A 14,028-nucleotide genomic window follows, 5' to 3' on the forward strand; every position below is an offset into this window, starting at 1 on the left:
AAAAGAAGTACGGTGGCAAGAGCAAGAAGGAAACACCTGTAACCATGCCGAACACAGAAGTTAAGCTTCTTAACGCCGAGAGTAGTTGGTGGGAGACTGCCTGCGAGGGTAGGACGTTGCCGTGCTTTTTTAATATTCCGGCTTAGCTCAGTTGGTAGAGCGCTTGACTGTTAATCAAGATGTCGTCAGTTCGAGTCTGACAGCCGGAGCAAGGTTAAAAAAGAAGGTCATTAGACCTTCTTTTTTTGTTTATGAAAATTAAATTAGTGGCACTAAAAGTTTAGTGAGTGCGTGACTTAACCGCTTTTAAAAGGTACAATATAAGTATATATATATTTTATTTAAAGGAGGAATTTTCATGGTAGGAATTGTATTGGCAAGCCATGGTGGCTTTGCGGATGGAATTGCTCAATCTGCAGAAATGCTCTTTGGCGAGCAATCCAATTTTGCTCATGTCATTTTGAGACCTGATGAGGGACCAGATGATATTAGAGGAAAAATGGAAGAGTCGATTTCTTCATTCGATAGCCAAGATGAAGTACTGCTATTAGTTGATTTATGGGGTGGTACTCCGTTTAACCAGGCTAGCGGATTACTTGAAAGTCATCCATCCTGGGCAGTGGTTTCTGGAATGAATTTACCAATGGTCGTTGAGGCTTTAACACAAAGAATGACTAATCCAGAGGCTAGTGCTCATGAAATTGCAACAGCAATCATTGCTCCAGCAAAGGATGGCATTAAGACCAAGCCGACTAATTTGATGTCTGAGATGCAAACGCAGACAGTTGCTTCATCAGATAAATCTGAAGAAATTAAGAATAAATCTATTCCAGAAGGAACAGTAGTTGGTGATGGTCATATAAAATATGTATTGGCTAGAATTGATTCACGTTTATTACACGGACAAGTTGCCACAGGTTGGATTCCAGCAATGCATCCAGATCGTGTAATTGTTGTATCAGATCGTGTTGCTAAAGATGATATGCGCAAAAGCATGATTCGTGAAGCTGCCCCTGCTGGTGTTAAAGCGCATACCGTACCATTACAAAAAATGGTGGAAATTGCTAATGATTCGCGCTTTGGTAATACTCATGCTTTACTTCTTTTTGAAAATCCAGAAGATGTATTAAAAGTAGTTAAGGCGGGAATCGACATAAAAACAATCAATGTGGGTTCAATGTCATATAGTGTTGGTGATGTAAATGCTAATAACGTTTTATCGATGAATCAAGAAGATGTAGACACTTTTCGTGAACTTGAAAAAATGGGTATTAAGTTTGATGTGCGTAAAGTGCCAAATGATAAACCTGGCAACATGGATGCAATTTTAAGTAAAGCGCAAAGTTTGCTTAATGAGCAGAATAAATAGGGGAGTATAATATGAACACTATTCAAATGGTTTTAGTGGTTCTTGTTGCCTTTCTTGCAGGTATGGAAGGTATTTTGGACCAGTGGGAATTTCATCAACCTTTGGTTGCTTGTACACTAATTGGTTTAGTAACAGGACATTTAGATTTAGGTATTATTTTAGGTGGGCAATTACAAATGATTGCCCTTGGTTGGGCTAATATTGGGGCTGCTGTTGCTCCAGATGCAGCTCTAGCATCGGTTGCATCTGCCATTATTTTAGTTCAAAGCGGACAAGGTACTAAAGGAATTGGAATGGCAACTGGTATCGCAATGCCTTTAGCAGTTGCTGGTTTGTTTTTAACAATGATTGTCAGAACAATTTCAACTGCTATTGCACATATCATGGATGCTGATGCTAAAAAAGGTAATTGGCGCAAAATTAATATGTGGCAATGGATAGCAGTCTGCTTACAAGGATTAAGAATTGCTGTGCCCGCTGCATTGCTCTTGGCAATTCCAGCTTCAACGGTTAAATATTGGCTAGGCTTAATGCCAACTTGGCTTAACGAAGGTATGTCAATTGGTGGTGCCATGGTTGTAGCAGTGGGTTATGCAATGGTAATTAACATGATGGCAAGCCGTGAGGTTTGGCCATTCTTTGCGATTGGGTTTGCTTTAGCTGCAATTAAGGACTTAACTTTAATCGCTTTAGGTGCAATTGGTTTAGCAATGGCCTTAATGTACTTAGCACTTGAATCTCAAGGCAATAACAATAATTCAAGTACAAATAATGAAGGTACCGGCGATCCACTCGGCGATATTATTGATGATTATTAAAGTGATATTTAGAGGAGGAGTTTATTATGGCTGATCAAAAAATAAAATTAACTAAAGCCGATCGCTTCAAAGTCATGTGGCATTCACAATTTTTGCAGGCTTCATGGAACTATGAAAGAATGCAAAATGGCGGTTTTGCTTATTCCCTAATTCCAGCATTACGAAAGTTATATCCTAATCAAGAGGACATGGCGGCAGCACTAGAGCGCCATTTAGTATTTTTTAACGTGCACCCTTATTTGGTTTCACCAATTTTAGGTGTTACCTTAGCTTTAGAAGAGGATAAAGCTAACGGTGCTCCGGTTGGTGACGAAGCAGTCCAAGGAGTTAAGGTTGGAATGATGGGTCCCTTAGCTGGGGTTGGTGACCCAGTCTTTTGGTATACTGTGCGTCCGATCGTTGGAGCATTAGGTGCTTCAATGGCAATTCAGGGCAACATTTTAGGACCAGTTTTATTCTTTGTTATATGGAATGTAATTAGAATTGCCTTTATGTGGTATACACAGGAATTTGGCTATCGGGCAGGTTCAGCGATTACTAATGATATGTCAGGCGGATTACTGCAAAAGGTAACGCGTGGAGCGTCCATGATGGGAATGTTTGTCCTAGGTTCTTTAATTGAACGCTGGGTCAATATTAAATTTACGCCAATTGTTTCCCAAACGCCAATTCAAAAGGGCGGTTACATTGATTGGAATACTCTGCCAGCAGGTGCTAAAGGAATCCAACAAGCTTTAATTGCTCAAAGTAATGGTTTATCCTTGACTAAATTTAAGGTAACTACCTTGCAAAATAATTTGGATACCTTGATTCCTGGTTTAGCTGGTTTATTATTAACCTTCTTGTGTATGTGGCTTTTGAAGAAGAAAGTATCCCCAATAGTGATTATTATTGCTATTTTCATTATTGGTGTTGGCTTACACGTTTTGCATGTACTCTAATAAAATGGTTGAATCAAGTAACAACAAGGTTGATTTTACTACTAGTGCAACATGGTTTCGGGGAATTTCAACTTATGGCAAAGCCATGATTGGAAATAAAGCATTTGAATTTTATAATGATCGTAATATTTCTGATTATGTCCAAATTCCATGGGCAGAAGTAACTTATATTGTAGCGGACGTCCATTTCGGTGGTCGATATATTCCAAGGTTTGAAATTCGAACGAAAGTAAATGGTAAATTTATTTTTTCTACACGAAATAATAAGAAAACTTTACGTGCAATTAGAAATTATGTTCCAGCTGACCGAATGCGGCAAGCATTGGGGTTATGGCAAAAAATAAAGCAAAGGTTGATACATAATTAAAAAATCTTAGATCAAAAGATCTAAGATTTTTTGTTATCTATGTTTATTCTTGATGGCGAATTTTAACTAAACTAAATAAAATAATAAAAATTAATAGTGCGGCAATCATTGCAATTCGATTTTCTGGCAAAAAGAGTAATAAAATAATCATTATGATAAAGAAGGCCAGAGTAGCAAAATCTAAATAAGGAAACCATGGCATCTTAAAATCAGTCAAGTCTTGTTCCTTTGTTTGTTTACGATATGCAATATGGGTAAGCAACATTAGACACCAAATAATCAAGAACATACTAGTTGAAGTCGAAGAAATAAAATTAAATGCATTATTTCCAATTAAAATGATAACTAAGGGAGCTAATTCCATTAAAACAGCAGATAGGATAAGTGCGTTTTGTGGAAGTTTTCGGTGTAACTGGCCAAAAGTATGGTTCCACTTACCTTTGCCTTGATAGGTAACCGAGAAAAGTAGTCTACCTGCACTGTACAAAAAACTATTAGTAGCTGAAACAGCTGCGGAAATTACTACAAAGTTAATTAGTGAGCCAGCATTTTGGATACCAGTTGCAGCCAAGGTTTGGACAAAAGGACTGGAGTTAGTCGCAACCTTATTCCAGGGAATTACGACTAAAATCGCCACAATTGCTAAAACATAAAATAAGATGATTCTCATAGGTACTTCGTTAATTGCTTTTTTTATGGTTTTGGCTGGATTTTGGGCTTCGGCTGCAGTTAAACCAACTAGTTCTACGCCGACAAAACTAAAGATAACCATCTGAAAGCCAGCGAAGAAGCCAATGCTACCTTTGGCAAATAGGCCACCGTGACTGTTTAGATTGGCAAAAGTAACTGGCCCCAGACTAGTTTTGCTACCTGTTAATAAGAGGTAAAAGACTAAAATGACGAAGGCAATAATTGTTACAATTTTAATAATTGCAAAACTAAATTCCAAATTACCAAAAAAACGAGCGGACAGTAAGTTAATAATTAATAATACTGCCACCGTTATTAATCCAGGTAGCCAAGTTGGCAGTCGAGGAAACCAATATTGGAAATAAATTCCTAGAGCAGTCATTTCAGCCATCCCCAATGTGACCCAGCTAATCCAATAAAGATAACCTGAAATCAGACCTATATCTTTACCTAAGTATTTTTTGATAAAGTCGATGTAGGTATGCTTTGACAAATCTGAAACAATTAGTTCACCTAGAGCACGCATTAATAAAAATAAAAAAATTCCCACAATAACGTAAATTAAGAGGACACTTGGACCAGCTCGGCGGATACTATTGCCGACACCTAAAAATAAGCCGGTGCCGATTGTTCCGCCTAAGGCAATTAATTGAATATGGGCGTTAGTTAGGGTTCGTTCATAACCACTATTATTGTTTTCTTCATCTTTTTCATTCATTAGATTTCTCCGAAACTATAAAATATTACATTGATATTACAATAGTCGATTATAGCATTTATTAAATTGACATGCTTATATAAAGATGAGATTTTTTTGAGTTGACAATTATTTTGATAATTGTATGATGAGTTTAATTAAGGATTTATTAAAGGAGATAATCAATGTTTGTTTTAGCTACTTTTTCGTTGAACAATTTATCCATTAAGTTAGTTTTCCCGGAAACAAGTCATGCGCAAAGTTTATATAATCTTATTGAGCAGGATCGATCAGAATTATCACGCTTCTTGCCTTGGGCGAATGAAATAAATGCGCTTCAGGATGAACTTGCTTTTATTAAGCTTATGCGAAGTGAGACCGCGGAATATAAAAAATTGGCATTAGTGATCCTTGTGAATAACCAACCAGCGGGTATGGTTGATCTGCATGATATAAAGCTAAATCATCAAAGTGCGGAAATTGGTTATTGGCTTGGCCAGAAATATCAGGGTAAGGGCATTATGACCGAGGTAGTGAGACATTTGATAGATATCTCTTTTTCTGAGTTAAAATTACACCGGTTAAACCTCTTGGTCGATCATCGAAATAAAGCTAGTAGAGCAATAGCCCAGAGACTAAAATTTGACCACGTTGCATTATTGAAAGATGAAGTAAAAAATCACGACCAGTTTTGTGATATAGATTTATATACCGTGATTAATTCTACCAACTAAAAATTGTACTGGTAATATTTACCAGTACAATTTTAGTTTAATCTTCATAACCATGAGGATGAGCTTGGTGCCATTGCCATGCACTTGCAATGAGATCTTCAGCACTTTCAAATTGGGGCTGCCAATGTAAGATGGTTCTAGCTTTAGTAGAATCAGCAACAAGACTATCCGGATCACCGCTACGTCTTGGTCCGATTGTGTATGGAATCTGAATTCCGGTAACCTTGCGCGCAGCTTGCAAAATTTCTAAATTGGAGTAGCCGTGTTCAGTACCTAAATTAAAGACATCTGATAGGTTAGTTTTGATTAAATATTGTAGTGCTAAAATATGAGCATCGATTAAATCGGTTACTTGAATGTAGTCACGTACATTAGTACCATCGTGTGTATCATAGTCATCCCCAAAAATGGTGAACTTATTATCACCCTTAACAGCACTATTTAAAATATTGGGAATAAGATGTGTTTCAGGTGCATGGTCTTCACCTGTTTGTCCATCGTTTGATGCCCCGGCAACGTTAAAATATCTTAGTGCAACTGATTTAATACCATCAGCTTTGTCGGCCCAGTGCATGATTTTTTCCATCATTAATTTGGTATCACCATATGGATTAATTGGATTTAATGGTGAATCTTCAGTAATTGGTAACTTTTTAGGGATGCCATAAGTCGCAGCACTAGAAGAAAAGACCAGGTAATTCACCCTTGCATCCCGCATTGCCTCAAGAAGGGCAATCATTCCCCAAACATTATTATCGTAATACTTGAGGGGGTTTTTCATTGACTCTGGTACTAGTGAATAGGCTGCAAAGTGCATAACAGCATCAATTTTTTCATTACGCAGAATTTGACTTACTAAAAATTTATTTTTAAGGTCGCCTTGATAAAACTTGGCGCGATTGTCTACAGCCAGACGATGACCTGTGTATAAAGCATCAAGCACAACTACTTCGTACCCGTTATCCAGTAATTGTTTAACTGCATTTGAACCTATGTAGCCGGCTCCACCAATAACTAATATACGCATTTTTGCCTCCATTTTTGTAACCGTTTAAATAGATTTTAGCATAAATTGGTAAATTATTTATATAAATTACTACTAATTGACACCAGGTAGTTTTTGCACTACATTAATTTTAAGTAAGTCAATTCAGAGGGGAAGTAAGCCAATGATTCACAATTCAACCATTGATCAGCAAATTAATCACAGATCGATTAGAAAGTTTAAAGCTCAATCGTTAACAACCGAACAATTAACAACCTTATTCACAGTTTTTCAGCATACGGCTACAAGTCTATTTATGCAAAATACGACTCTCTTGCACATTACTGATGAGGAAAAACGAGCAAAAATACGGCAATTGTGTAACCAAAAGTATGTAGGGGCAGAAGGCGACTTATTTATTTTTATAGTTGATCTGTATCGTAATCAGCAGATTCGCCAGCAACTAGGTCAAGATGATGGTCGAGTGCATACAACTGATCTTTTTATGCAAGGAATGGACGATACCTTACTTGCATGGCAAAATGTGGCTAATGCGGTGGAAAGTATGGGACTAGGTTATGTGCCACTGGGGACAATTAATGACCATCCACTAGCACTACTTGAGGTGCTGGATTTACCGAAACTAACTTTTCCTGCACTGGGGATGCAGGTAGGGGTCCCCAATCAAAACCCACAATTAAAGCCACGTTTACCCCTAAAATTCACTACGTTTGAAAATAATTATCCACAAAATTTCAATGTTGCTGAGTTAAAAGACTATGACCAAACTGTGGAAAAATATTATGATTTACGAGCAACTAATCACCGCATTGATTCTTTTACCAAACAAATAACCGGGGCCAAGTTGGATAATAAAAAAATTGATCGCGACCAGTTACCTCAATTGCTGCATCAGCAGGGCTTATGTCTTGACTGGAAATAATAAATAAAAGTCATTCATTTGATTGCATGACTTTTTTTGTTTTGGTATAATTTGAATGTTACAAAAAGCGCTGATTTAGCTCAGTTGGTAGAGCGTTTCCCTCGTAAAGAAAAGGTCGCCAGTTCGATTCTGGCAATCAGCATTTTTAATAGTAATTCAAAGTAATCAACCTTGATTTATCAACCTTTTTCGAAGATAAGTTAAGGTTGATTTTCGTTAATAAAGGTTCTCATGCACAAAAAATGTACAAAGAAAAAAGTTGTGTGTACGAAAAAGTCATTAGAGGCAGACTAGAAGACGATATAATGGGCTTTGTGCCCGCTATTTTTTGTACCTAAAAATTTATTAATCTTCAGAATTCTTAAATCTGGTAGTAGACTAATTAGCTTGAAATTATTTAGCAAACACTCGGTATATATTCTTATAGTGTGGTAGCATGGGAGTATAATTTTATTCGCGGAATATTTTTTTAATAATTTAGAATGGGGCAGATTCCAATAGCTGTTGATATTAGAAAGGAAAGAAGGATAGCTTTATAGCAATATGAGGGATACTTGGATTTTTCAAAGAAGTAACTGATTTTTTAGAGGTGTTAAATGAAACTTACAGAATATTCTGGAATTAATAAAATAACTTTAGATGATTTCTTGTCTTTAGATGAGGAACAGACTATAAGGTTTGATTTTTTAACGCAAGGGAAAGAAGCGGATTGCACCGAATTAACAAATAGTATTTATCATAAGCTTTTTCCTTGGTTTGACGAAAAAAATCATGCGGGTGATACGTTGAATACTTATAGAATAGCGGTAAAAAAGTACTATGGTAGTTACTATCGTTTTTTAGATCGAAAAAAACAGTTAGAAATTATTGGTATTATTAAAAAATATACACCACATAATAGTGACCAGATTTTTGAGTTTGAGGCTACTGATAAGAACGGTCATTCATATTATCAACTATGTAATAATTATCAATTAGGTAATTTTTTTATTTTGCCAGTTCATGGTGGAATTAATCCTAAGAGGGCTCGAGTGCCATACAATGATTTCTTTGATAAATTTTTAATTGTATTGAACGATTTTTATTTTAAAAATTTTACTACCTATACTGATTTTATTGATAAGAACTACTTATGGAGTTTTACAGAAAAGGGTACTAAGGATAATATTTCACTACAAAAATTATCAGGTAAATCAACTTTTGAAGAGTATGTTTTATCAATTACAGATATTGTTAAACAGCGAGGCAAAGAACTGTATGCTCTATTGCATGTGGATGCGAGGTAGAGCACAGCGAATAAATCGTCTACTACAAAACATTAAATGGAGGCAGCGTGGCAATATGTTGTCTATTCCAACTGATTGTCTGCAATGTGAACGTGTAGGTTGGACCTGTGATATGCAAGTTTCGCACCAGCTGCAACTTTTTATTATGATACTGAAGATTTTTACCAAAGTACGCTTGATTTTAAAGGTATTTTGAGTCCAGCTGGCTGGGGCGATGCCACTCATCATGGTACCTTGGACTCTGTATCAAAGATATGGACACAAGGAAATATTGCTAGAAAACTATGATGAAGTGGCATAATTATAGTGTAAAAATTGCTGCTGCAGATAAAAAGGGCAATGACTGTTACATTTTGGATACTACTTTTCACTATGGTGATTGGATGTTTCCAAGTATGATGATTGGAAATCCAGATTCGATGAAGTCAGCTAAAGCAACTAAAGATTTAGTTGCGAACGCATTTTTAGCACACTCTGCAATACTTCTTGCTAAAATAAGCAACCTTTTAGGTGAAGATAGTAATCAGTATATTGAATATGCTAATAAGGTAAAAATAGCCTTTACTAATAAATTTGTAAAAGCTGGCAAGTTAACTAGCGATTATCAGGGATGCTATGTTTTGGCACTGGCGTTTGATATGGTTGAAGACCATAATCTTAAACAGCAATTGTTAGCTAGGCTAGTAGAACTAATACATGATAACAATGACTGCCTAGATACTGGCTTTTTGTCTGTTCCATATTTATTAGACGTACTAGTTGATAATGATGAAATAGAATTAGCTAAGCAATTATTTTTACAGGATAAGTGCCCGTCTTGGTTATATGAAGTTGACCATGTAGCTACTACTATTTGGGAATCTTGGGCGGGGATTCAACCTGATGGTAAAGTAGGGACATTTTCCTTTAATCATTACGCTATGGGGCGTGTCCTTGATTGGTTTATAAGAAATGTTGTTGGTTTAAATGTAATCAAGCCAGGATATAAAGAAGTTGCAATTAACCCGAAGTTCAAAGGCATAGTTAATGATTTTCAAATGAAGTATTTAAGTGTAAATGGTTTATTTACTATCCAACTTAGGAATGGGATATATAAATTTAGCATTCCTGCAGGATGTAAAGCCACTATTTATCCGCCGGATACGGATAAGTTTTTAAAAAAGTATCCACAAGCAAGTGTTGAAAATACAAGAATCACAGTGAAATCAGGTACTTATCAATTTCTAATAGCTTAAGCTAGGAGAAAGTAGTATTCTTTTGATATGATGCATGGTGGTTAAAAGAATGCTTGATTCAATATTGGATTATTAGATGATCAATTTGTCTTTAAGTTCGACTTATAACTGTCTTTTAGGCTACTTCTGCTAACCAGATAAGATTTAATCAGACAAAAAGGACAATTTGTAAAAATAACAAAATGTCCTTTTATTTATTAAGCTCTTTAAGCATAATAATTAATAATATCTTTTAAAGTTTGGGCGGCACCTTCCATACCAGTACCCTCTTCATAGTATTTCTTAAATCGTTCATCACAAACATACATTGTAGCCAAATTTTTGTGATTCGTGGATGAATATAACTGGCTAGGCCACATCATCTGTAAATATTCTTTATGTAAAGTAAAAAGTTGTTTAGCAGCAGTTTGTTGGAAATCAGTAGTACCAACTAGTGGCTTTAACTGAATCAAAATTTGTTTAGTGATTTGTTCTAAATGATCAAATTCTTTTTTGGACAGAGCATAGACTTTTTGCTTACTCGTATCAATAAGATCATTACCATATTTAGTACGAATTTCTTTGCCATACATTTTTTCATTATCATTAATTTTTTGCATTTTAAAGGCAATAAATTTTTCTTGATCGCTCATGTTCATGGGTGTTTTTCCTTTCATCGATGTAAGTGTTTGATCTAGGTTATCAATCAATGCCGTTAATCGGTTTTTCTCAGCTATTATTTTTTGACGTTGTTGTTTTAAAGCTTGGTATTGGATTGCAGTAGAACTTTGCATGATTTTTTTGATTTGCGCTAAAGGCAAGTCAAATAATCTTAAAAACATTATCTTTTGTAGTTGATCAACTTCGGCCTTGTCATAATAACGATAATTATTTTTAGTATTACGACGGGCAATTAGTAGTCCCGTCTTATCGTAAAAACGCAAAGTTCTCGTTGAAATTCCTGTTAATTTAGCTAATTCGGTGATTGAATACGACATAATTAAATCTCCTCACTTACATTTTGAAGTATAATTGTTGACGCTACGTCAAGGTCAAGGGAAATATAGCAATAAATTTAAATATTTTTAACTCAGGTAAAATATTCTGTTCTCTTCTTGACTTCAAGTATACTTGAAGGATTATATTTGATTTAAATTAAAAGGAGGCAAAAATGGATAGAGCAAAAGTAGTAGTTCATATGTATGTCACGATTGACGGTAAAATTGATGGTAAATGTGATAGCCCTGCGTCAAGCAAATATTATAATGATGAACTATTTGTTTTAAGTAATGCTGATGGCAATGGTCGGCGGACGATTCAAATGTATGCTGCTCCTGAAACACTTGATTTGAGTCAATACAGTACTGCTGGAATTAAGTATGAAGATTGGCTACCTGATATTGAATCAGCGACTTGGGCTGTTGCCTTTGATCGTAAGGGAAAATGTGGTTGGAATAAAAATTATTTTCTATATCATAATCAACAAATGCGAGCAATTGAAGTTGTTACGAAAAAGGCACGAAAAGAATATTTGTCCTTTCTGCGTACAATGGAAATCCCCTATATTGTTTCTGGAGAGGAGAATTTTAACTTAAAGGAAGTTTTAGTTAAGCTAAGAGCGCATTTTGGCATTGAAAAATTAGCTCTTTGTGGTGGTGCTAGAATTAATGGTGTCTTTTTAGAGCAGCACTTAGTCGATGAAATTTCTCTCGTCATCTCGCCATATGTCAATGGTGACCGCGAGATTAAGACTACTTTTGAAACAACTAGTAGAATTGATGATCAATTTAAAATAGATTTTATCAAAAAACTGCCAGACGGCGGATTACATTTAATTTTTAAAAAAGGTGAATAAAAATAAGCTGCAAAGATTAATTTTGCAGCTTATTTTTTTAATTAACGACATTAACGGCTTTTCCGTTTAAGAAAGCTGATAAGTTGTTGATTGTAATATCTAACAGGCGCTTACGTGTTTCTTTTGGTGCCCACGCAATATGTGGTGTAATGTAACAATTTTTTGCAGTTAAGAGCGGACTGTTTACCGGAATTGGTTCTTGCTCGGCAACATCAACACCAGCTGCTCCAATTTTACCATTATTCAAAGCGTGAGCAACATCTTGCTCGTTAATCAACCCCCCGCGTGCTGTATTAAGTAATAGAACGCCATCCTTCATCTTGGTAATTGCTTCTCGGTCAATCATTTCAGTTGTTTCAGGTGCTTGTGGCACGTGAAGACTAATAATGTCGGCTTGTTGATATAATTCATCCAGACTAACTTGTTTTACGTAGTCTGGAAGATTTGTTTTTGGCCGATGATTATAAAAAATAACGTTCATTGCAAAGGCATGGGCGATTTCAGCGACTTTTTGAGCGATGCTGCCAAAGCCAATTAATCCCATTGTTTTACCTTGCAGTTCGATTAATGGTTTTGCCCAAAAAGTAAAATCAGGATTGTTGCTCCAGCGTCCCTCGTGAACCAGTTTATTGTGCAAACCAACTTGGCTAGTGATTTCAAGGAGTAGAGCAAAAGTAAATTGTGCTACTGCATCGGTGCCGTAAGTTGGAATATTAGTAACCGGGATGTTAGCTGCCCGTGCAGCCGCAGTATCAATCACATTGTACCCGGTCGCGGTGACTCCAATGTATTTAAGATTAGGTGCTTTGGTGATAACACTTCGATTTAATGGTGTTTTATTAGTTAATACTATTTCGGCATCACCGATTCTGCGCAAAATCTCGCCGTCATCATCAACTGGTGTTCGATCATAAATGGTACATTCGCCCAACTGCTTAAGGGGTGTCCAATCAAGGTCACCGGGGTTTAAGGCATAACTATCTAAATTTACAATTTTCATTTTTTAACCTCATTTGTTCATTTTTAACTTCTAGTTTACTACAGTTTGCAAAAGTACCAACTATGAAGCAGTTCAATCCAGCCTAATACTACAATTTGACAGTAAAAATAGATAATTTTACAATGAATTAGTGTTCTGCCTTTTTAGCTTTTTTTATATATAGTTTAGTTATTTGGGTAAAAGACAAAGTGGGAAGAAGATGTTTTACTATCCAATATTGCTATTCCAGATTTTGGGAGCTGATGAAAGTAGTTAATACACATATAATGTTGTTATAAATGTAAGGAGCAAGTAATGAAAAAGTGCCCTAATTGTGGTGCCCTGATGGAAAATGGGGTTAATTTTTGTACTAAATGCGGTAGCGATTTACGTTCAATTACGTTAGAAAAAGAGCCGGAGCAGGCTACTACTGTAACTAAAAAAACTGCACCAGTTGTGGCTGAAGTTAATCAGCAACATGTTAATTCTGGTAGCTATTTGCAAAATTATTGGGAATGGCTGGTTGAATCATGGAAATGTCCCGCAACTAGCAATTTAGCTGCTCAAAGCTGGTACGGCTGGGTAACAATTTTAATTGAAGATGTTTTATTTGTTACTGGATTATATTTCTTTGCTAAGTCAGTTATTACCAGTGCAATTGGCTTAGTCAATCATTTCGGGGGCGATACTAGAAGTTGGGGCAATTTTGATATTTCTTTTGGCATTGTCTTTCGGGTATTTTTAATTGTCCTGATTTTCCAAGTTATTGTGATTGGTAGTCACTTTGTGGCATATAAATTTATTTATGATGAGCAAATTAATCTATTAGATTTTGTTAACCGCGGTATCCATGCTAGTAACCTAAATTTGATTTTGACAGTCATTTTCTTTTTATTAATGGTTTTAGGACTTAATAGTATCAGACTTACTTTATTTTTAGTTTTACTATTATTTGGTTTGTTCTTTATTGGTCAAGAAGTGGCCTTGCTAGCAAATAACGGTGCTCGACGGGATAAAGCATATGGTGCTTTGCTTGCTTTTGGTATTATTTTTATTTGTAGTTTGGTAATGAACTCACTTATTTATAATTCCGTTTTACGGTCAATTTTTAATCAAATTATTTCAGGTTTTAATGGTTCAATGTAGATGG

The 14,028-nt window shown here is 35.7% G+C and carries 15 protein-coding genes, 2 tRNA genes and 1 rRNA gene; 14 read left to right on the forward strand and 4 right to left on the reverse strand.

What is annotated here, in order from left to right:
• The first annotated feature begins 8 nt into the window (after nucleotides 1-8).
• From rrf to F5ESL0237_RS01175, 6 genes are all read left to right on the forward strand, one after another.
• Nucleotides 9-125 (forward strand): 5S ribosomal RNA (gene rrf, locus F5ESL0237_RS01150).
• An 11-nt stretch (nucleotides 126-136) separates the two neighbouring features.
• Nucleotides 137-209, forward strand: a tRNA-Asn gene (locus tag F5ESL0237_RS01155).
• Between the two features lie 149 nt (nucleotides 210-358).
• On the forward strand, nucleotides 359-1,369 hold the full coding sequence (locus tag F5ESL0237_RS01160) for a mannose/fructose/sorbose PTS transporter subunit IIA (protein WP_122024412.1): 1,011 nt from the start codon (nucleotides 359-361) through the stop codon (nucleotides 1,367-1,369).
• An 11-nt stretch (nucleotides 1,370-1,380) separates the two neighbouring features.
• Nucleotides 1,381-2,187 (forward strand): PTS mannose/fructose/sorbose transporter subunit IIC, encoded by an 807-nt coding sequence (locus F5ESL0237_RS01165; RefSeq protein WP_122021280.1) that lies wholly within the window; start codon nucleotides 1,381-1,383, stop codon nucleotides 2,185-2,187.
• A gap of 26 nt (nucleotides 2,188-2,213) precedes the next feature.
• Nucleotides 2,214-3,128: a PTS system mannose/fructose/sorbose family transporter subunit IID gene (locus F5ESL0237_RS01170; RefSeq protein WP_090093517.1), complete on the forward strand. Its 915-nt coding sequence runs from the start codon at nucleotides 2,214-2,216 to the stop codon at nucleotides 3,126-3,128.
• 4 nt (nucleotides 3,129-3,132) lie between these two features.
• The gene (locus tag F5ESL0237_RS01175) at nucleotides 3,133-3,495 is read left to right on the forward strand and encodes a DUF956 family protein (protein WP_122021334.1); all 363 of its coding nucleotides are present in this window, start codon (nucleotides 3,133-3,135) and stop codon (nucleotides 3,493-3,495) included.
• A gap of 43 nt (nucleotides 3,496-3,538) precedes the next feature.
• Here the strand turns inward: F5ESL0237_RS01175 and F5ESL0237_RS01180 are convergent, their stop codons facing one another.
• The gene (locus F5ESL0237_RS01180; protein WP_122024413.1) at nucleotides 3,539-4,903 is read right to left on the reverse strand and encodes an amino acid permease; all 1,365 of its coding nucleotides are present in this window, start codon (nucleotides 4,901-4,903) and stop codon (nucleotides 3,539-3,541) included.
• Nucleotides 4,904-5,067: 164 nt separating this feature from the next.
• Between F5ESL0237_RS01180 and F5ESL0237_RS01185 the strand changes: the two genes are divergently transcribed.
• The gene (locus F5ESL0237_RS01185; protein ID WP_122021283.1) at nucleotides 5,068-5,616 is read left to right on the forward strand and encodes a GNAT family N-acetyltransferase; all 549 of its coding nucleotides are present in this window, start codon (nucleotides 5,068-5,070) and stop codon (nucleotides 5,614-5,616) included.
• 37 nt (nucleotides 5,617-5,653) lie between these two features.
• On the opposite strand, the gene galE is transcribed toward F5ESL0237_RS01185, so the two are convergent.
• Nucleotides 5,654-6,643: a UDP-glucose 4-epimerase GalE gene (galE, locus tag F5ESL0237_RS01190; RefSeq protein WP_122024414.1), complete on the reverse strand. Its 990-nt coding sequence runs from the start codon at nucleotides 6,641-6,643 to the stop codon at nucleotides 5,654-5,656.
• 142 nt (nucleotides 6,644-6,785) lie between these two features.
• Between galE and F5ESL0237_RS01195 the strand changes: the two genes are divergently transcribed.
• The 5 genes from F5ESL0237_RS01195 to F5ESL0237_RS01215 all read left to right on the forward strand — a co-directional run bounded on the left by F5ESL0237_RS01195 (nucleotide 6,786) and on the right by F5ESL0237_RS01215 (nucleotide 10,065).
• Complete coding sequence (locus F5ESL0237_RS01195) at nucleotides 6,786-7,544, forward strand: NADPH-dependent oxidoreductase (RefSeq protein WP_122024415.1); 759 nt, start codon at nucleotides 6,786-6,788, stop codon at nucleotides 7,542-7,544.
• A gap of 69 nt (nucleotides 7,545-7,613) precedes the next feature.
• Nucleotides 7,614-7,686 (forward strand) — tRNA-Thr (locus F5ESL0237_RS01200).
• Between the two features lie 454 nt (nucleotides 7,687-8,140).
• Nucleotides 8,141-8,830 carry a hypothetical protein gene (locus F5ESL0237_RS01205; RefSeq protein WP_122024416.1) on the forward strand — a complete coding sequence of 230 codons (690 nt, stop codon included), beginning with the start codon at nucleotides 8,141-8,143 and terminating at the stop codon, nucleotides 8,828-8,830.
• A gap of 55 nt (nucleotides 8,831-8,885) precedes the next feature.
• Nucleotides 8,886-9,026, forward strand: a complete 141-nt coding sequence (locus tag F5ESL0237_RS08515; RefSeq protein WP_233551838.1) for a hypothetical protein — start codon at nucleotides 8,886-8,888, stop codon at nucleotides 9,024-9,026.
• Between the two features lie 88 nt (nucleotides 9,027-9,114).
• Nucleotides 9,115-10,065, forward strand: coding sequence for an alpha-L-rhamnosidase C-terminal domain-containing protein (locus F5ESL0237_RS01215; RefSeq protein ID WP_122024418.1), 951 nt, complete (start codon nucleotides 9,115-9,117; stop codon nucleotides 10,063-10,065).
• 206 nt (nucleotides 10,066-10,271) lie between these two features.
• On the opposite strand, the gene F5ESL0237_RS01220 is transcribed toward F5ESL0237_RS01215, so the two are convergent.
• Complete coding sequence (locus F5ESL0237_RS01220) at nucleotides 10,272-11,042, reverse strand: MerR family transcriptional regulator (protein ID WP_122024419.1); 771 nt, start codon at nucleotides 11,040-11,042, stop codon at nucleotides 10,272-10,274.
• Nucleotides 11,043-11,215: 173 nt separating this feature from the next.
• Between F5ESL0237_RS01220 and F5ESL0237_RS01225 the strand changes: the two genes are divergently transcribed.
• A complete protein-coding gene (locus F5ESL0237_RS01225; protein ID WP_122021289.1) occupies nucleotides 11,216-11,899 on the forward strand; it encodes a dihydrofolate reductase family protein in 684 nt (227 codons plus the stop codon).
• A gap of 37 nt (nucleotides 11,900-11,936) precedes the next feature.
• Here F5ESL0237_RS01225 and F5ESL0237_RS01230 read toward each other — a convergent pair whose 3' ends face one another.
• Nucleotides 11,937-12,899, reverse strand: coding sequence for a D-2-hydroxyacid dehydrogenase (locus F5ESL0237_RS01230; protein WP_122024420.1), 963 nt, complete (start codon nucleotides 12,897-12,899; stop codon nucleotides 11,937-11,939).
• A gap of 294 nt (nucleotides 12,900-13,193) precedes the next feature.
• On the opposite strand from F5ESL0237_RS01230, the gene F5ESL0237_RS01235 reads away from it, so the two are divergent.
• Entirely contained in the window at nucleotides 13,194-14,024 is an 831-nt protein-coding gene (locus tag F5ESL0237_RS01235) for a zinc ribbon domain-containing protein (protein WP_122024421.1), read from the forward strand.
• Nucleotides 14,025-14,028 lie beyond the last annotated feature (4 nt).

The organism is Lactobacillus sp. ESL0237 (assembly GCF_003692985.1).
Taxonomy (GTDB): Bacteria; Bacillota; Bacilli; order Lactobacillales; family Lactobacillaceae; genus Lactobacillus; species Lactobacillus bombicola.